At 73.9% G+C, this 18,286-nt stretch carries 12 protein-coding genes; 4 read left to right on the top strand and 8 right to left on the bottom strand.

Annotated features, from left to right (window positions below; translation table 11 throughout):
* Nucleotides 1-38: 38 nt before the first annotated feature.
* Nucleotides 39-623, bottom strand: coding sequence for a TetR/AcrR family transcriptional regulator (locus tag ACZ7LK_RS14285; protein ID WP_392273834.1), 585 nt, complete (start codon nt 621-623; stop codon nt 39-41).
* A gap of 101 nt (nt 624-724) precedes the next feature.
* On the opposite strand from ACZ7LK_RS14285, the gene ACZ7LK_RS14280 reads away from it, so the two are divergent.
* Nucleotides 725-1,708 carry an aldo/keto reductase gene (locus ACZ7LK_RS14280; protein ID WP_469464784.1) on the top strand — a complete coding sequence of 328 codons (984 nt, stop codon included), beginning with the start codon at nt 725-727 and terminating at the stop codon, nt 1,706-1,708.
* 200 nt (nt 1,709-1,908) lie between these two features.
* Complete coding sequence (locus ACZ7LK_RS14275; RefSeq protein WP_471140708.1) at nt 1,909-2,571, top strand: lysophospholipid acyltransferase family protein; 663 nt, start codon at nt 1,909-1,911, stop codon at nt 2,569-2,571.
* Between the two features lie 8 nt (nt 2,572-2,579).
* Here the strand turns inward: ACZ7LK_RS14275 and ACZ7LK_RS14270 are convergent, their stop codons facing one another.
* Both ACZ7LK_RS14270 and ACZ7LK_RS14265 read right to left on the bottom strand, forming a co-directional pair.
* Nucleotides 2,580-3,866 (bottom strand): hypothetical protein, encoded by a 1,287-nt coding sequence (locus ACZ7LK_RS14270; RefSeq protein ID WP_471140705.1) that lies wholly within the window; start codon nt 3,864-3,866, stop codon nt 2,580-2,582.
* A 65-nt stretch (nt 3,867-3,931) separates the two neighbouring features.
* Complete coding sequence (locus ACZ7LK_RS14265) at nt 3,932-8,878, bottom strand: RICIN domain-containing protein (protein WP_471140702.1); 4,947 nt, start codon at nt 8,876-8,878, stop codon at nt 3,932-3,934.
* 522 nt (nt 8,879-9,400) lie between these two features.
* Here ACZ7LK_RS14265 and ACZ7LK_RS14260 point away from each other — a divergent pair.
* Nucleotides 9,401-9,754, top strand: coding sequence for a tetratricopeptide repeat protein (locus ACZ7LK_RS14260; protein ID WP_469464781.1), 354 nt, complete (start codon nt 9,401-9,403; stop codon nt 9,752-9,754).
* Nucleotides 9,755-10,047: 293 nt separating this feature from the next.
* Nucleotides 10,048-10,641: a TIGR03086 family metal-binding protein gene (locus ACZ7LK_RS14255; protein WP_471140699.1), complete on the top strand. Its 594-nt coding sequence runs from the start codon at nt 10,048-10,050 to the stop codon at nt 10,639-10,641.
* Nucleotides 10,642-10,723: 82 nt separating this feature from the next.
* Here ACZ7LK_RS14255 and ACZ7LK_RS14250 read toward each other — a convergent pair whose 3' ends face one another.
* The 5 genes from ACZ7LK_RS14250 to ACZ7LK_RS14230 form a co-directional block, all read right to left on the bottom strand.
* Entirely contained in the window at nt 10,724-11,014 is a 291-nt protein-coding gene (locus ACZ7LK_RS14250; RefSeq protein WP_471140696.1) for a barstar family protein, read from the bottom strand.
* Nucleotides 11,015-11,019: 5 nt separating this feature from the next.
* Complete coding sequence (locus ACZ7LK_RS14245) at nt 11,020-15,351, bottom strand: polymorphic toxin-type HINT domain-containing protein (RefSeq protein ID WP_471140693.1); 4,332 nt, start codon at nt 15,349-15,351, stop codon at nt 11,020-11,022.
* Nucleotides 15,352-15,505: 154 nt separating this feature from the next.
* Nucleotides 15,506-16,618 carry a hypothetical protein gene (locus ACZ7LK_RS14240; protein ID WP_469465305.1) on the bottom strand — a complete coding sequence of 371 codons (1,113 nt, stop codon included), beginning with the start codon at nt 16,616-16,618 and terminating at the stop codon, nt 15,506-15,508.
* Nucleotides 16,619-16,767: 149 nt separating this feature from the next.
* Nucleotides 16,768-17,436 (bottom strand): RICIN domain-containing protein, encoded by a 669-nt coding sequence (locus ACZ7LK_RS14235; RefSeq protein ID WP_471140691.1) that lies wholly within the window; start codon nt 17,434-17,436, stop codon nt 16,768-16,770.
* A gap of 35 nt (nt 17,437-17,471) precedes the next feature.
* The gene (locus tag ACZ7LK_RS14230) at nt 17,472-18,143 is read right to left on the bottom strand and encodes an RICIN domain-containing protein (protein ID WP_392273845.1); all 672 of its coding nucleotides are present in this window, start codon (nt 18,141-18,143) and stop codon (nt 17,472-17,474) included.
* Nucleotides 18,144-18,286 lie beyond the last annotated feature (143 nt).

The following is an 18,286-nucleotide window of genomic DNA, read 5'->3' as shown; positions in this document are numbered from 1 at the left end:
GGCCGGCGGGCCGGGCCGGGCGCGTCAGCCCTGGCGGGTCAGTCCGGGCGTACGGGAGTGACGAGGCGCCTGACCGCCTCCACCACGGCCGCCCGGTGCGCCGCCCGCCGCCGCTCGCTCCACGCGGAGCCGTCCGGCTCGGTGGCCGGGCCGCCCGCCGCCGCGAACCACGCCTGGGAGAGGGCCAGCACCAGGGTCAGGATGTCGGCGGGCCGGAAGGCGGGGTCGATCCGCCCCGCGCGCTGGGCGGCGGCGACCGCGTCGATCTTGACGGCGTAGGCCTCGCCCTGCGCGGCCGTGGCCGTGGGGCGCTCGAGCTGCTTCCAGACGACCAGCCGCATCAGCTCCGGCCGGTCGGCCAGGTGGTCGAAGATCGCGCCGGCGTACCCGGGGAGGTCCGTCACGTCGAACGGCACCGATTCGGCGCCTGCCTCCAGGGCCCGCTGCATGACGTGGTCGAAGAGCTCTTCCTTGTTGCCGAAGTAGACGTAGATGAGCCGCTTGTTCGCGCCGGCCGCCTCGGCGATGCGGTCGACGCGGGCGCCCGCGACCCCATGGGCGGCGAACTCGGTGAGCGCCGCGTCGAGGAGCCGGGCCTTGGTCGCGCTGGAGTCCCGTGCCATGACGCTCACCCTAGCAAGTAACTATCTGGTTATTGACAAGCCGGGCGGCGTCGTCCATGCTCGAACTATCCAGTTAGTTACTTAGGAATGGAGCGACCGTCATGCAGGAGCGCGCACTGGGCACCCAGGGTCTGAAGGTCGGAGCCGAAGGGCTCGGCTGCATGGGCATGAGCGCCTACTACGGCGCCACCGACGAGACCGAGGCCCTCGCCACCATCGACCGGGCCCTGGAGCTCGGCATCACCATGCTGGACACCGCCGAGAGCTACGGCCCCTTCCTCAACGAGCGGCTCGTCGGCAAGGCGCTGGCCGGCCGCCGGGAGAAGGCGGTCATCGCCACCAAGACCGGCATCGAGTTCACCGACGGCGGCGACATGCTCGGCCACAACGGCACCCCGGAGTACATCCGCCGGTCCGCGGAGCGCTCGCTGCGCCACCTCGGCACCGACCACATCGACCTCTACTACCTGCACCGCGTCGACCCGAACGTACCCATCGAGGAGAGCATCGGCGCGATGGCGGAGCTCGTCACCGCGGGCAAGGTCCGTTACCTCGGCATCAGCGAGGCCGCCGCGACGACGATCCGGCGGGCCCACGCCGTGCACCCGCTCACCGCCGTGCAGACCGAGTACTCCCTGTTCGAGCGGGGGCTCGAGGGCGACGGCGTGCGCGCCACCCTCGACGAGCTCGGCATCGGCCTCGTCGCGTACTCACCGCTGGGCCGGGGCTTCCTCTCGGGCGCCATCACCATGCCCGACGACTTCGCCGAGGACGACTTCCGCCGTACCGACCCGCGCTTCCAGGGCGAGAACTTCGCCCGCAACCTGGCCGTGGTGGAACAGGTGCGCCGCATCGCCGAGGAGAAGTCCGTCACCCCGTCGCAGCTCGCCCTGGCCTGGGTGCTGCACCAGGGCGCGCTGCCGATCCCCGGCACCAAGCGCCGCCGGCTCCTGGAGGAGAACGCGGCCGCCACGGCCGTGACGATCACCGCCGCCGACATCGCCGCCATCGAGGCCGTCGCCCCCCGGGGCATCGCCGCCGGTGACCGGTACGCGCCCGAGCTGATGTCGTCGCTGAACGGCTGACGCACACCGGGCGGAGACACACCGGGCGGAGGCACACCGCCGGGTGGTGGGCCCCCGGAACGAATGAGTACGAGCGCTCAGGTCCCGGCCCGCCGCCGGCGCGATGATGACGATCACCGACCGCCGGTCGCCCACCGGCGTCGGCGATCGGCCGGGCCCCGGGCCCGGCCGCCTCGTACGCCCGTACCGACAGGAGTCCCGTGCTCAGCCGCATCGCCGCCGCCGTCGTCCCCCGTTTCGGCCGTCTGACGACCTCCGGCGACCCGGGAGCCGTCCCGGGTCCGGCCGTCTTCGTCGCCAACCACACCTCCCTGGCGGACCCGGCCGTCGTGCTGGCGGCGCTCCACCGGATGGGCGTCGAACCGGTCGTCCTCGCCACCGCGGGGCTGTGGCGGGTCCCCGTGCTGCGGCGGCTCCTGGAGCGCGGGGGGCACGTGCCCGTCCACCGCCGTACGGCCCGGGCGGCCGACGCCCTGGACGGCGCCGCCGCCGCCCTCGCGGCCGGCCGTCACGTGCTCGTCTACGGCGAGGGGCGGCTCCCGCACCGCGTGGACCCGGCGGAGGCGCCCCCCGAGGCCTTCCGCAGCGGGCCCGCCCGTCTGGCCGCCGCCTCCGGCGCCCCGATCGTCCCGGTCGGCCAGGCGGGTGCCCGCCGGGTCGCCTCGGGCGGCCGGGGCAAGCAACTGGCCGGCATCCTCACGGCACCCGCCCGGCGCCCCCGGCTGCACGTCCACGTCGGCGCCGCCTTCCACCCCTCCGGCGACGTGCCCGACGCGACGGCGGCCGCCCACCGGGCCGTCACCGCCGCCTGGCGCACCGCGGTGGAGCACCTGGGCGAAGCACCGGCCCCGGCCGCCCGCTGATCGACCGGTCAGCCGGCCGGGCGGGGGAGCCGGTCGTCGAGGTGGTCCGCGTCGTAGCCGAGCCGCTCGGCGAGGGCCCGGTAGCGGTCCCGCCGGGCGCCGGGGACGTGGAGGTCGTACGTGGAGAGGATCTGGAGCAGGAAACGGAAACCCAGATCCGGGTCCACACCGGTGACCACCTCCTCCAGCACCCCCGCCACGTCCCGCACCTCGGCGGCGTCGGTCGCGGCCTCCCGCACCTCCGACAGCACATCGTCCGTCAGGGCGGACCGGGCGGGGGACAGGGAGGGCCGGTAGACGGGGTCCACCTCCGACAGGTACTCCCGGCACATTTCGGCGACCCGCTCCAGCCACGCCCGGCCGTCGGAGTCGAACTCGTCCCCGCCGGTGTAGGCCGATCGCGCGGCGGCGGCGCGCCACAGGGCGGTGACGGCCTCGCCGGACAGCCCGGAGGCCAGCAGCCGCCGCACGTCCTCCAGCAGCACCGCCGCCTGCGTGCCCGGGGTCTCCCCGGCGTCGGCGCGGACGAGGCGCTCGACGTTCTCCCGCACCGTGCCCTCGTACCGCCAGTCCGACCCGTGGAGCACGGCCGCGAGGAACGGCAGGCCGAACCGGCCGGCCGCGAAGTCGCGCCGGCCGGGGGCGAGCGGGGGCCACCGCACGCGCAGTTCCTCGTGAACGGCGACCCCCGGGTAGGCCAGCAGCTCGCCGATCGCCACCAGCCGCCCGTACTGCTCCTCGGCGACCGGTACGGAGTACGCCTTGGCCGCCCGGAGGAAGAGCCGGAACCCCAGATCGGCGTCGGCCTCGCGCACGACCCGCAGCAGCGCGGGGACGATCCCCGGTATGGCCACGCCGCGTCCGAGCGCGGCCGCGGCCGCCTCGACCTCCGCCGCGACGGTCGTGCGCAACTCCTCCTCCGGCACCGTGGGCCGCACCTCGTCCAGAGCCTTCACCTCGTGCGGGCCGCGCTCCGGCGGGCGCGGTGGGCACACCTCCGCGACACGGCGCAGCCATTCCCGAGGGGCGGTGCCCTCGTCGGCCGGGTCGAAGCAGCGCCGTACGGCCGCGAGCCACACGGCACCGAGCACCTCGTCCGGCAGGTGCGAGTCCAGCAGCAGCCGTACGTCCCGGCCGAGCTGGTCGTCCTCGTCCTCGCTCCGTGCCCCGGCGAGGGCGAGCACCACCGGCCCGTCGAGGCGCAGGGCGGCACGGGCGCACAGCGCGCCGGCGAGGCCGCTCAGCCCGAAGTCCTCCGCGTGGTCGTAGTAATGGACCTCGCGCGGATGAGCCATGATCAACCTCCTGTGCGGAACGGGCGCCCCCCGGTGCGGGGGCGCCCGTTCCCATGATCACCGTGTTACGGCTTGTTCGGCAGCGGGAAGGACGTGTAGACGACGTACTTGCCGGTGTGCTGGCCCTGGCCCTTCACCTTCGGCGCGTACCTCAGCACGACCCGGACACTGTTGCTCGCCGCCTCCCCGGCGCGGTCACCGTTCTTGAACCACACCTGCCCGAGCGATCCCTGGCCCTTGAGCTGCCAGTCGAACGACAGGTTGTGGTCCTTCGCGACGTACGGCCTCTTCTTGCCGATCCGCTGCGCCTCCTTCGTCATCCAGTCCGCGAGCCGCTGGGCGTTGTCACCGTTCTTGACCCACTCCTCGACGGCCTGCTTGACGGCACTGGCGGCCGTGGCCTCGTTGGTCCACCGTCCGGCGACGCCGGCGGTCTGGGCCTTCTCCCACATCTCGGCGGCGGACTTGTTGACGTGCTGCGACAGCGTGTGCGCTTCGAGGAGGCCCTCGTCCCGGACGATGTCGGTGCAGTTGTGGACCAGCACGCCACGCGCCCGCTCGCCCTCGGGGCGGACGTAGAACGTGTGCGGACCGTCGACCGTGAGGTCGAACACGGCGCGCGGCGCCAGGCCGGACCGGTCGCGCAGCGCGGTCACGGTCTGCTCCAGGCCCTCCGGGGTGCGCAGCCGGTCACCGACGCGCAGGCCGGCGGCCGTGGTCCAGCCGCGGCCGAGGACGAGGAGGCGGTGCCCGGCGGTGGTCGTGAGCCGTCCGCCGGCAGTGTCGACGTCCACCAGGCGCTCGGTGTCGTGCCGGAAGGTGTCCGTCACGTCCTGGGCGCGCAGGCGACCGGTCGCCGGGTCGGTCGCCAGCACCCGGTCGCCGACGCGCACGTCGCGGATCGGGCGGTGCGAACCGTCCGCCATGAGGACCCGTGTGCCGCCGGGGAAGCTGTTCCGTTCGCAGGCGACGAACACGTCCTCGTAGACGTCGACCGTGTGCTCGAGGCGGGCGACCGTGGCGGGGTCCATGCCCTCCAGGGACTTCAGGGTCTTGAACGCCTCGCGGACGCCGACGCCGGTGTGCAGCGAGGCGTTGACCGCGTGGAGCGCGTCCCCTATCGCCTTGAACGCCTTGCCGGGGATGAACCAGGTCGCGGCCCAGGCGCACCCGGCCCAGCTTCCCGACTCGCCACCCGGGGCGATCTTCTTGGCGCACTCGATGAAGTCACCGAAAATGATCTCCGTCGGGTTGATGCCCGAGTTGAACTCGGCCATCGTCAGGGTGTGCGTGACCTCCTGTTTCTGGTCCTTCAGCACGGCGGGGCCGAGGTAGACCGTGGACGAGGACGGGCAGCCGTACTGCGTGGCCGGCAGGTCCTCGGCCGTGCACAGGTAGAGGTCGATGTAGGCGGTGAAGTGGAGGACGGCCGTGATCACGCAGTCACCGGTGTGGATGATCGCGTCGCAGTTCTTCTTCTGCTTGATCTCCGGCTCGCCGGTCGGCTCCATGCGGTCGACGACGTAGAAGACGTTGCCCTCTCCGGTCGTCGCACCGCTGGTGATCCGGTCGTTCTTGCTCTTGGCCTCGGCCCTGTCGGCCGCTTCCTGGGCCTCCTCGGCGTACTTGAGGGCGTCCTTGGCGGCCTGCTCGGCCTCGGTGGCGGCGGCGTCGGCGCGGGTGGCGGCGGCGCGTGCCTCCTTGGCGGCCTGTTCGGCCCGGGTCGCCGCCTGGCGGGCTCCCTCGGCGTCGAGGGCGGCCTGGTCGGCCGAGGCTCGGGCGTCCTTGGCGTACCCCTCGGCGCGTCCGGCGGCCTTGTCGGCGGCGGCCGCGTCCTCCGCGGCCTTCCTGTCGTACTCGACGGTCCGGGCCAGGGAGGCGGTGGCCGCCGAGGCGGCGGCCGCGGCGTCGGCGGCGTGGCCCAGGGCCTCCTTGGCGTAGCCACGGGCGTCCGCCGCGTGGGCGGCGGCGTTGGCGGCGTGCACGTATGCCTGCTTGGCGTCCCCGGTGGCCGCGTCCGCGAGGGCCTTGGCGGCGGCCGCCTCGTCCTTCGCGTTCTTGGCGTGGGCGTCGGCGACGGCCTTCTGCTGTTCGGCGATCGTCTTCGACGCCTGACCCGTCAGGACCACCAGCCCCGCCGTGGCGTCGGTGGTGACGTACGGCGAGCCGAGCTGGATCGCGTCGTTCGCGGGCTTGGCGACCTGTGCGGCCGCGGTGCCGGCGTCCACGGCCGCCTGGGCGGTGACGTGGGCGAAGCCGGCGGCCTTGGCCGCCGCGGCCCGGGCGTTGGCGGCCTCCTTGAACGCCGCGTCGGCCTGGGTCCTGGCGGTCTTCGCCTGGCGCCCGGCCTCGTCGGCCAGGGCGACGGCCGTCTTCGCCTCGGCGGCGGCGTGGTCGCTCGCCGCGATGGCGTCGGCCGCGGCGCTGGTCGCGGTCCGTACCGCCGCGTCCGCCTTCAGCTTCGCCGCCTGGGCGTCGTCGGCGTTCGCGCGGGCCCGCCCGGCGGCCGCCTCGGCGCGGGTCGCCGCGGCGTCCGCGTCCGCGGCCGCGCGGGTCGCCAGGTCGGCCTCCCCGCGTGCGGCGCGTGCCGCCGCCTCGGCGTCGTCGGCGTGCGCCGCGGCGGCGTCGGCCGCGGCCCTGGACTCCTGGGCGTTGCCGTCGGACTCGTGGGCCTGGGCGTACGCCTCCTTGGCGGCGGCCTTGGCGGCGGCGGCGTCGGCGCGCTGCTCGGCCTCCCACGCGTCGTCGCGCTTGGCCTTGGCGTTGTCACGGGCCTTGACGGCGGCGTTCTTCTTCTGGACCGCGGTGGCCTCGGAGGACTCGGCCGCCTTCTTGGCGTCCTCGGCCTTGACGGCCTGTGCCTCGGCGTTCCGCCTGTGCTGGTCGGCCTCGGCCTGCTTGGCCGCCGCGGTCTCCTTCTCCGCCTTCGCCGTGGCCTCCTCGGCCTCGGCGGCGAGCCGCTTGGCGTGCGCCTCCGCGGCGGCGGCCTTGGCGCTGCTCTCGGCCTTCAGCGCCTCGGCCAGCTTCGCCTGGGCGGTCTCCTTGTCCTTCTTCGCGTTGTCGCGGTGCACCTTGGCCGCGTCCGCGGCGGCCTTGGCCTGCAACTCGGCCGTGTGCGCGGCCTCCTTGCGGAACTCCGCCTTCGACTGGGCGGCCTGGGCAAGCGCGCGCTGGGTGATGGTCTGGCTGTCCCCGGCGGCGGCCCGGGTGGCGGCCTCGGCGGTCTCGCCGGCCTTCACCATCGCGTCGAGCGCGGCGGCGACGCCCTTGGTGACCTGCGCCTTCTGCAACCCCACCAGGAGGCCGCGGCCGCGCGGCGCGCCGTTCTTGTCGGCGATGGCGTACGCGGCCTGAACGGCGGCGTCGGAGGCTGCGGCGGCGGCCTTGGCGGCGGTGGCCTGCTGCTTGAGGAGGGCGAGCTGCTTCTTGACGCCCGCCTGGGCGTCCGCGATGCCCTTCGCCGCCTGGTCGAAGTGGGCCTTGGGCTGGACCTCGCCCTTGTGACCGGACGGCTTGATGGTGAGCTTCTGCGGGCCGGTGGCGTTGCAGGTGGCCAGCAGCGCGTCCTTGCCGGGGTCGTACGAGGGGAAGTTCAGGCACTTGCCCGAGCCGGCGTGCTTCAGCGCCGTGGTGGCACGCGGGGTGTACGCCCAGGTCTGTGCCGGCGAGCTGTTGCACGTGGCGATCTGGATCTTCGTGCCGTCCGCCTTGCCGTTTCCGGCCACGTCCAGGCACTTGAAGGACTTGGTGTTGCGCAGGTGCAGACCGTGGTCGTCACCCTCCAGCGTCCACCCTTGCGCGGCGCCGCCGTTGCAGGTGTAGACCTGGACCGGGGTGCCGTCGGCCGTTCCGCCGCCCTGGACGTCCAGGCACTTGCCCTTCGCCGCCTGGAGTTCGATCGTGGCCGGGGCGTCGCCGATCCAGCCGACGCCGCCCGCCGACCAGTAGTCCTGCCAGCGGGTGAGGTGGTCGGCGACCCATGAGTGGCCCAGCATCTGGCCCAGGGACTCGGCACCGGTGGCCAGTGCCTTGGTGGCGTCCTTGCCGGCGTTCACCACCTGGTCGCGCTGGGTGGCCTGGGACGCGATCTCCTGCTGCCACTCGGTGGCCGCCGTCGCGGAGATCTCGCCGAGGACGCTGTTCGGGTCGAGCGCGTCACGCCAGGCACAGGTCGAGTACCGGGTCTTCATGTCCTCGACCGCGACCCGGAACTCCGCGGTGCCCGGCGCGGGGGCGGTGCGGGGGAAGCCGCCGGCGGAGAGGAACAGCCGCGCGTTGTCGGCGCCGGTGGGCTCGAAGGCGGCGTCCTTCAGCCACGTGAAGCCCTCGTGCTCGGCGACGTCGCGGTACCAGTCGGTGCTCGTCGTGGAGTCGGGGTCCTTGCCGTAGAGAGGGGTGCCCACATCGATGACGGCCTTGCGGGTCTTCTGGTCGGCCCTCGGGGTGGGGTCCTCGTAGAAGTCGCTCTCGTTCTTCCAGAACCGGTCCGCGATCCACGAGGTGAGTCCGGTCTGGCTGTGGAAGTCCTGCCCCTCGCGGATGCCGGGGGGCCAGTGGAAGGTCGCGTCGTTGACGCCGGCCGGAGTCGTCAGCCCGGCGAGGGGCTTCTTCCAGCCCTCCCGGAGGGCGAAGATGCCCTCCAGTTCCTTGTCGGCGGCGGCCTTGTCCTTCGCGTACGCCTGGGAGAGCGGCGTTTCCTGCCAGTGCTTGCGGTCCGCCAGCACGTGCAGCTTGTCGGCAGGCTGGTTGAGTCCGTCCTGGGCGGTGGCGGCCATGGCCGGGCCGCCCAGACGCAGGACGTCGGCCATCAGGCACTGGTCCTGCCGCAGTTGTTCGGCGGCGGTGTCCTCGTACCAGTCGTAGGAGTTGCCGGCCGGTTCGGCCCGGTCGAGGAGACCGGGCTGCGCGGCGGGGCCGCCGACGACGGCCATGGCCACGACGGCGGTGACGGCCGGGGTGAGGAAGCGGGATCCTCTGGTGCCGGGTCTGGACGACCCTGATCTGGGACGCAAAGCGGGTCCCTTTCTCCGTTCGGGGAAGAGGCGGGCCGGAGGGCCGTCGGAGGAGCGGAACGGTGTGGACCGGAGTGGCGTCAGGCCCGCGCGGGCACGGCGCGGGCCCGCCCGGAGTGCGCGGGCAGCGCGTATGAAGGCATGACGGCGAACCCCTCCCCGTACCGGCGACGGTGTTCCCCCGGCCGCCGAAATGACAAGCGTCCGCCGCCGACTGGTCAAGATCGGCCGAACGCGGCGCCCACCTTAGGCACAGGCCTGACACAGGAGGAACGTGGAGTGACGCAGATCACAAATGAGTGAGGGTCTGCCGCCGGGCTCCCGTCTGCCGTGCCGCGACGGCGTCGTGCGCTTCCGCACCACCCGGGCGGCCGGCGTGACGGCCGCTCCGTCTCCCGGGGGCGGTGGACACCGCCCCGCGTCGGGGTGCCCAGGCCCTGTCGCCACGGTGAGCGGCGATCCCCCCGTGTAGTGGAATATTCAACGACTGTGGTGGGTTGACGGCCTCGAAGGAGGTCGCACGTGGACACGACGTACTACGACCACGGAACACCGGCCGACCGCTGGGAGCGGGCGCTGATGTTCTTCGAGGCCAAGGAATACGCCACCGCCGCACACGTCCTGCGCGGACTGGCGGACGAGGTCCCGGAGCAGACGGCCCCCCGGCTGCTGCTGGCGCGCGCCTACTACCACTCCGCCCAGCTGCGCCGCGCGGAGACCGAGCTGCGCGCACTGGTCGAGCGCGACCCGGTGGAGCATTACGCCCGGCTCCTGCTCGGCCGCACGCTCGAACGGCAGGGGCGCCACGCGGACGCCGCGCCCCACCTCCGCCTCGCCTCGGCGCTCGCGGGCGACTTCGACGAGCCCCGGCCGTAGGGGCGTGTTCCGAAAGTCCCGTCCGGCCTGCCCCGTCCTCCGGGCGGACGACACCACTCTCGGCACGCGTCCTGGCTCGCCACACCGGGCGCCCGTGACCGACTCCCTGACGAGCCGTTGACACGGCAGGACGCCCAGCCGCCCCCGGGCCGTGCCCAGGGGGCGGCCGGTGAGGGTGGTGAGGGGCATCTCCGCAGCTCGTCTGCGGTGCGGCCCACCATTGAGGACACAACCTGTCCGCAAGGAACCCTAGAGTCCTCTTATCAGCCGCGAGACGGGCAAAGGGAGCGGATATGACCGACATCCGGAACATCGGGATCCTCACGGGCGCGCACGACTACCTGCGAGAGGCGGTCGCGGCGGTCCCGCAGCGGGCGTGGGGCGCGCCGACGCCGTGCAGCCGGTGGACCGTGCGGCAGGTGCTCAACCACGCGCGCATCGACCAGGAGGCGTACGGACTCGTCCTCACCGGCGGCAGCCCGGACCAGGACCCCTTCCAGCCGGCTGACGCCCTCGACGGGGACCCACTGGGCGAACTGGACAAGACCCTGCGCACGGTGGCCGACGCCTACACCCGACTGCCCGACGGCACCGAGCAGGTGCCCACCCCGCTCGGGCCGCTGCCGCTGCCCCTCGCGCTGTCGGCGGCCGCGATGGACGCGGCCGTGCACGCCTGGGACATCGCGGTCGCCGTCGGCCACGGGCGGGCCCTGGACGCCGAACTCGCCGAGGGCATCCGGCCGGCCGCCCGGCAGCTCGTCGACCACCTCCGCGACGCCTACCACGTCTTCGCCCCGGCCCTCCCCGTACCGGCCGCGCACGACCCGTCCGAGGCGCTCCTCGCCTTCCTGGGCCGCGACCCCCACTGGACCCCGCCGGCCCGCTGAGCCGCCGCATGCCGGCGGTGAACGCGGAAAGCCCCGCCGGAGTCTCCGGCGGGGCTTTCCGTCGCGGACGTACCGCGGGGTGCTACTCGAACGTCACCGAGAAGCGCTTGGACTCCTCGCGTGGCCGGTCCCGCTCCTGCACTTCGAGCAGAAGGTCACGGATCCGGTCGAACGCCTCCTCGCCCAGCGCGGCCCGGCTGCGGTCCGCGTCCTTCCAGACGAGTTCCACCGGCCGTTCGACGTCCGTCGTCAGCCGGTCCCACAAGGCGCTCAGGTTCCCCCCGTAATAGGGACCGAAATCCAGAGCCCGGGACAGCAACCCGTGGACGTCGGACACGGTGCGGACGGCCGCACCCTCGATGACGACCCTCATGACCCTCACTTCCAGTTGGGGAGCAGGACGAAGCTCTTGTAGTGGTCGAACGTCACGTAGGCCAGTCCGTCGTCCGAGAACACCAGCCGGGTACCCGGCTGCTTGGACCGCTTCATCGTATTGGTGAGTCCGATGTCGGCTTCGTACCACGTCCTGCCCGGGTAGTCGGGCAGCAGCCCGTCCTTGTTCTCGAAGATGTCGCCGCCGATCTGGCCGTCCTTCAGGTGGTTGCCCAGGGCCTTGCCCTCTTCCCAGCCGGCCGCCCTGGCCTGGTCCTTCGTCACGTAGTGGCTGGGCAGCTTGCCGGTCTTCTTCAGGCTCTCGATCAGCTCGTTCGCCATCTCGGCGGTCTTGAGCGCGGCGCCGTAGAGCTTGCAGGTGGAGTTGTGCGCCAGGACAGGAGCGGTCCCCGCCAGCACGTAGTACGTGTGCAGGTCGTCGACCGTCAGGTTGTGCACCCGCTGCGTCCCGCTCCAGGCACGGACGGAGACGAGTTCCCTCGTCGTGCCGTCGGGCGTGCGCAGCAGGTCACCGGCCTCGAGGTCGTCGGCGTCCACCCACGCGTGGCGGTCGGCCACCCAGAAGGGGTGCCCGTCCGTGGCCGTGAGGGTGCCGGTGGCGTTCCCGGCCGCACCGTCGGTGTCGACCGTGAGCTCGCGGAGGGACTTATGCCCCTCGCCGGTGATCAGACGCGTGACGACGCGCCCACCGGTCTCACCCGAGGCGGGGTCGGTCGCCAGGACCCGGTCCCCGGCGCGTACGTCCTTGATCCGCTTGTACGTGCCGTCGGCCATCAGCACCCGGGTCGTCGGCGTGAAGCTGTTGCCGGGGTCCGGGCACGGGGGGTTCTTGCGCAGCTTGTCGATCAGCTCCTGGCTCTTGGAGATCATCTTCTTCGCCGCGGCCGAGTTCTCGAGGAAGTCGTCGAGCCCGCCCACGATCTTGACGAGGGCCTTGGTGATCGCCGGGGTCTCCTTGATGACCTTCAGGGCCTTGCCCCAGGGAAGGGCACCGACCACGGCCCAGAAGCAGCTCTCGAAGTTGCCCTCGCTGAAGCACTTCTTGATGTCCTCGAAGAGCAGGTCGACGATGATCTGCCCGCCGTTCTCGATGAGGAAGTCGAGAATGTCCTTGTCCGCGAGGGCACGGGCCTTCTCGTAGTCCTCCGGGGAGATCCCGGCGGCCTTGAGCGCCTCGAGTTCCCAAGGCGTCAGCTTCGAGGTGCTGCCCTTCTGCTCGGCCGCCTTCGCCGCCGCCTCGCGGGCCTTGCGGTCCTGTTCGCGCTGGTACTCCTCGGCCTTCTTCGCGGCCTCGTCGGCCTCGCGGGCGTAGGTGTTGGCGTTCTTCGCCGCCGCTTCGGCCGATTTGGCGTGGCCCTCGGCGGACTCGGCGAACTTGTTCGCGTCGGCGGCGTCCTTCTCCGCCTGGGCGGCGGCGCCCTGGGCGACGCTGGCCTCGTGCTCGGCCATGCTGGCCGCGCTGTTGGCGGCCACCGCGTGGTTGTCGGCCTCCGCCGCGGCGCCCCGGGCTCGGGCCGCCTCCGCCTCGGCCTGGTTGGCGGCGTTACGGGCGGCCGTGGCGTCCGCGTAGGCCTGGGTGGCGGCCGAGCGGGCGAGCTTCGCGTCGGCCTGGGCCTGGGCGTCCGCCTGGTTGGCGCGTGCGGCGGCCGCCCGGGCCTTGGCGCTCTCCTCGGCCGCCTGCGCGGCCGACTTCATGGCGGCCGCGGCGGAGCGCGCGGCGTTCGCGGACGAACGCGCCGCGTCGGCGGCGGCCTTGAACGCCGGGGCGACCTGGGCGTTGGCCCGCTTGGCCGCGGCCTCGGCGGCCTCGGCGGCCTTGACGGCCTCCGCGGCCTTGGCCTCGGCGGAGGCGACCTGCTCCGCGCCCATCTCCTCCGCCGCCGCGGCGACCGCCGCGGCGAAGTCGGCGTCGACGTCCTTGCCGGCGAACGGCGCGGTCATCGTGATGGCCGTGTTGGCCGGCTCGGCGATACCGGCGGCCGTGCTGCGGGCCGCGGCCGACGCGGTGACGGCGACGGTCGCCTGGACGCGTGCCATGGCCGCCTCGCGGACGGCGCCCTGCGCCTCCTCCTTGGTGCGGTTCGCGGCCTGGAGGGAGTTGTTCGCCTCCATGGCGGCCAGCCCCGCGAGCCGGGCGGACTCGTGCGCGGCGATACCGGCGCGGGCCTCCTGGGCCGTGGCCTCGGCGGCCTTCTGGTTGGCGCGCTGAGCGGCCGCGTGGGTCAGGGCCGCCTCGGCCTCCGCCTTGTTGGCGGCGGCGTTCGCGGCGGCTGCGGCGGCCTCGGCCTTGTTCGCCGCGGCGTTGGCGCGTGCGGCGTGCGCGGTGGCCTCGGCGGCGGCGGCCCGGGCCCGGGCGGCCGCGCCCGCGGCCTCCGTGGCGGCCGAACGCGCCCGTACGGCCGCACCGCCGGCGGTGTCGGCGGCGCTGCGGGCCTGACCGGCCGCGGCGCCCGCGGTGTCGGCGTCGGCGCGGGCCGCGTCGGCGGCCGCCCTGGCCACACCGGCGTCCACCGTGCCACGGCCGGAAGCGGCGATCGCCTCGGTGGCCTTGGCGCGGGCCTCCTTCGCCTGGTGGTTCTGCTCCGCCTTGAACGCGGCGTTGCGGGCGTTTCGGGCGTTGGTCTCCTCCGCCTGCGCCTTGCGGTCCGCCTCCGCGGCGATACCGTCCTGACGGGCGGCGTCCGCCCGCGCCGACGCCGCCGTCGCGGCGGCGGCCTGCGCCTGGGCCCGGGCGGCGGCGGCCGTACGGGCCTCGGCCTCGGCACGCGCGCGTGCCGCCGCGGCGATGTCCCGCTCCCGCTCCGCGCGGGCCCGGGCGGCAGCCGCCAGATCCCGCTCACGCTCGGCGATCACGCGCTGCTCGGCGGCGATCCTGGCCTGGCGCTCGGCCTCGATGCGCGCCTCGCGGGTCTTGCGGGCGTGCTCCCAGGCCTCCTTCTCGGCCTGCTCGGCCGCCAGCCGGGCGTCCTTGGCGCGGGCGGCGGCGGTCGCGGCGATCTTCGCCTGCTTGTCGGCGGCCTCGGCCAGCCGGGCCGCGGCCTTGGCGTGCTCCTCGGCGTTCGCCCGCCACTTGGCGGCCTGCTGCGCGTGCAGCTCGGCCTGGTTCTTGGCGTTCAGCCCCGCCGCGTCGGCGGCGGTGGCGTCCACCGCGTGCTTCGCGGTGGCGGCGGCCTTCGCGGCGGCGTCCGCCGCGCCGGCGATGCCCGTGGCCACCTCGGACCACTGGACGCCGTGCTCCAGGCCGGTCTCCACCAGAACGTCGGCCTGCACCTTGGCCTGGGCCGCGGCGACCTGGGCCGCCTTGGCCGCGTCCTCGGCGTACCCGACCTGACGGGCGACCTCGGTCTTGACGGGGTCGTAGTTCGACAGGCGCTTGCCGGCCCGGTCGGCCGCCAGCAGCCGGTCCGCCTCGCGCGCGGCCGAGGCCGCCGACGACATGGCGTTGGACGCGGTCTTCAGGGCCTTGACCGCGTCACCGTGGGCCGCGATCAGCTTGGTGCGGGCCTCGGCGGCCACGGCCGCCTTCCGGGCCAGCTCACGCAGCTTCTCGGCGGCCTCCTGGGCCTCCTTCTGCGCCTTCTCGTGCGCGGCCCGGTCATCGGCGTCCTGCTGCGCCGCCGCCTGGTAGCCCTTCTCCAGGAACTCGGCGATGACCTTGTCGTCCTTGGACTCCAGCGCCGCCAGCGCGGCCCGCTTCACCGCGGGGCCGCCCACCGACGCCAGCATCTCGACGCGCTTGCGGTTCTCCTCCGCGCGCTTGGCCGCGTTCTGCTTCTCCGCCTCGTCCCGCTGCTTGGCGATGTCCGCGCCGAAGGCGAGGAAGTCGGCGCGGTCCTGCGCCGTGCCCTTCAGGACGCGCTCGACCTCGGCGTTGAAGAACGGGCCGCCGGTGCCCCGCAGCGCCTCGATCCGGCGACGGTTCGTCCCGTCGACGTCGGCCCGCTTGTCCTTGGCGCGCTTGCGCGCCTCGGCCTCCCCGTGCTCCAGGAACTCGCGGATGGCGTTCGGGTCGGTGCTGGCCAGCGCCGCCTTGGCGGCCTCGCGGACCTCCTCCTCCTCGTCGAACTCCGCGAAGTCCTCGACCAGTTGACGGTCCCGCTCGTCACTGATCCGGTCCAGCTCGGACGTGGCGGCGGGCGCCGTGCCACCGGGCTTCGGTGCCAGTGCCGCAGCGAGCCGGTCCATCGACTCCAGCGTCCGCGTCAGCGACGCGTTCTCCTCGCGTACGGAGGTCGCTGCCGCGGCCTCGCCGGTGACGGTGCCCAGCACCGCCACGGCGATCGCCGCGGACACGGCCTTCCGTACGTGCGCGGCCACGCGTACGCGTGACCCTCCGGCCCTCGGCCGGAACCTTCCCCTCACGGGAAACCCCCCTGAAAAAGTGGAAAAAGAAACCCCCGCCCCGGTCAACGGGCGGGGTGGCCGGATGCGGTTCGGCCGGCCCGGTCACGGGCCGGCCGAACCGTCCGGGTCAGCCCCGGGTGCGGCTCTCGCCGTCCTGGGCGCGGTCGAACATCGCCTTCCAGAAGGCCGCGGCGCTCTCGGCACCGGCCTGCTCGCCGGCCCAGGCGTCCTGGTTGCTCTCGGCGGTGCCGGACATCACCTTCCAGAGCTGCTCGGCCGACTCGCGGGACAGCGTGGCGATGGCCCGCCAGTTCTCCGCCTGGGCGGCCGCGGCCGCCTGCTCGGCCTGCCAGGCCCGCTGCGCCGCGCCGGCGTGCTCGGACACGGCCTTCCAGGCCCGCTCGGCCTCGGCGCGGGCCGCCGCCGCGTCGGCGGCGTCCTTGACCGCCGCCTCGGCCGCCGTGGCCTCCCTGATCAGCAGGGTCAGCGTGTGATGGCGCGCCGCCTCCGCGTCGGCCACCCGGGTCCGGTACGCCTCCAGGTCCAGCGCCGCGCCGGTCGCCCAGCCGTAGCCGAAGAACTCCGCCACGTCCGCGTCCGAGGAACCCGGCCGCAGCGCCCACTGCGCCGCGACCCGCACCTGCTCGCCGGGATCGCGCTCAGCGAGGCCGCCCACGAAGTCGCGGTCCTTGGCCGCGACCTCCAGCCGCTGCTGCTCCCCGGCCTCGCGCGCCGCCCGGTCGCGCCGCTGGGCCTCTGCGTACCCGGTCCGCACGAACGCCGCCTGCTCGGCGACGCTCCCCTTCAGCGCCCGCTGGGCGGCGGCCCGCACCTCGGGGGAGAACCCCACCGTGTGCGTGGCGACCACCCGCTCGCAGAACGCCTTGTTCCGGGCACGGGTGTCCCGCGCCCGCTGCTTCGCGTAGTCGAAGCCGCCGCCGGGCGCGAGCCACTCCAGGAGCGCCTCGTCCCCGCGGGTGCTCCGCAGCGCGTTCCACGCCGACGTCCGCACCTCGGCGGCCGGGTGCGTCTTCGCCATCGACGTCACCCGCCTGCGGGCCTCTTCGACGGCCGCGGCCAGTTCCGGCGACAGCGTCCGCTCCGCACGGCCGTCCGACGGACCGACGGACGCGGGCGCCCCCGCCGAGGGCGGTGCGGCACCCACCACGGGTGCCTCCGCCCACGCCGGCGCCACGGCCCCGGCCACGATCCCGCCGGCCAGCAGGCCGGCCGTCACCACACGCGCACCCCACCACTGACGACTCAACTCAAACCCCCTTGGAAGAACATCACTTGTGTCCGCAGCCGCGGAGGGGCAGGGCCGTACGGCCGGCCCTGCCCCTCCGCGACGCTCGACGGGGCACGCCCCGCGCGCCCCTCACGGCAGGCTCACTTGGCCTGCTGGACCTGCCACAACTGGGCGTCGCTCCGGTTGCAGGTGTAGAGCTGGGTGTTGACGCCGTTGTCCTTCTTGGCGCTCGGTACGTCCACGCACATGCCGTCGGCGTGCATCGGCTGGAGCTCGTACAGCTTGCGCACGGGGTCGACGAGCAGGATCCGCCAGCGCTGGTGCTCGCCCTGTCCGCACGCGAACTGCTGGACGACGGCACCGGGCTTGTCGCTCTTGCCCTGCACCTCCAGGCACTTGCCGCTGAGGACGGAGCGCAGCTCGAAGCTGCCGCCCGTCATGGCGACGGCGTTCCACTTCTGGCCGTTCGCGCCGTTGCAGGTCCACTGCTGGACGTCGATGCCGTCGGTGGTCTTGGCGCCCTCGACGTCCAGGCACTTGCCGCTGTGGGCGGCCGCGAACTGCACGGTGGTCTGCGGCTGCCGGGCGCGGGCCACGGCCTCGGCGGCTCGCGCGGCGGCGGTGAGGGCGGCTTCGCGTGCCGCTTCGTCGTCGCCGGCGGCCTGGCGAGCCCTCTCGGCGGCGGCTCGGGCGGCGGCCGCCGCAGCGGCGGCCTCGGTGCTCTCGTCGGCCTGTACGGCGGTCGCGGTGCCGGCCAGCACGGCGACGGTGGCGCCCACGGCCAGGGCGGTCCGGATGATCCGGGACATGATGGGCTCCGTTTCCTTTCGCGGGTTCAGGGGGATCACGCGGCCGTGACCGGCTCGAGGCGCCACTTCTGGGCGGCCGAGCCGTTGCAGGCCCAGAGCTGTGCGGCGGCGCCGTCGTCCTTGCTCGCGGAGGCGATGTTCAGGCAGCGGCGGGAGTCGGCCGGCGTGTGGGCGGGCCGCAGCTCGTACAGCTCCTTGGTGATGTCGACCATGGCCAGGCCCCAGCGCTGGTGCTGGCCCTGACCGCACCAGAACTGCTGGACGATCGCACCGGTCTTGGTCCCCGCGGCCTGCACCTCGAGGCACTTTCCGGAGTGCTTGGGCTTCAGCTCGAAGGTGCCCGCCCCGGTGGCCACCATGTCGAACTGCTGGTTCTCGGCGTCGGCGACGCACGCCGACTGGACGGCGTCGGCACCGTTGCGCAGGCTGGCCTTGCCGATGGTGAGGCACTGGCCGCTGTGCTCAGCCTTGAGCCGTACGGTCATGGGCGCGGGGACCGTCACGGCGGCCGCCGCGGCGGCGGCGGCCGCGGCGTTGGCGGCGGCCGCGGCCGCGGCGGCGCGGGCGGCCGCGGCGGCGCTGGTCGCGGTGTCCGCCGGAGACGTGGCGGCGGCGGTGGGCTCGTCGGCGACGGCGGCGGGCACACTGCCCGCGAGCGCGACGGCGGTGGCGCCGACGGCCAGGACGGATCGAATGATCCGGGACATGAGGTGGGTTCCGTTCTTCTCAGATCTGAGGAAAAGGACTCGGCGGGACGGTCAGCGCGCGAGGGGGGTGACGATCTTCCAGGTGGCGTCCTGGGCGAAGTCCTTCTCGACGTCGAAGCGGTTCTTGGCGGACTTGTTGGCGA

The organism is Streptomyces sp. NPDC039423, from assembly GCF_055598725.1.
Note: the sequence above shows the minus strand (reverse complement) of the source record. Positions and strands in the feature narration are given on the sequence as shown.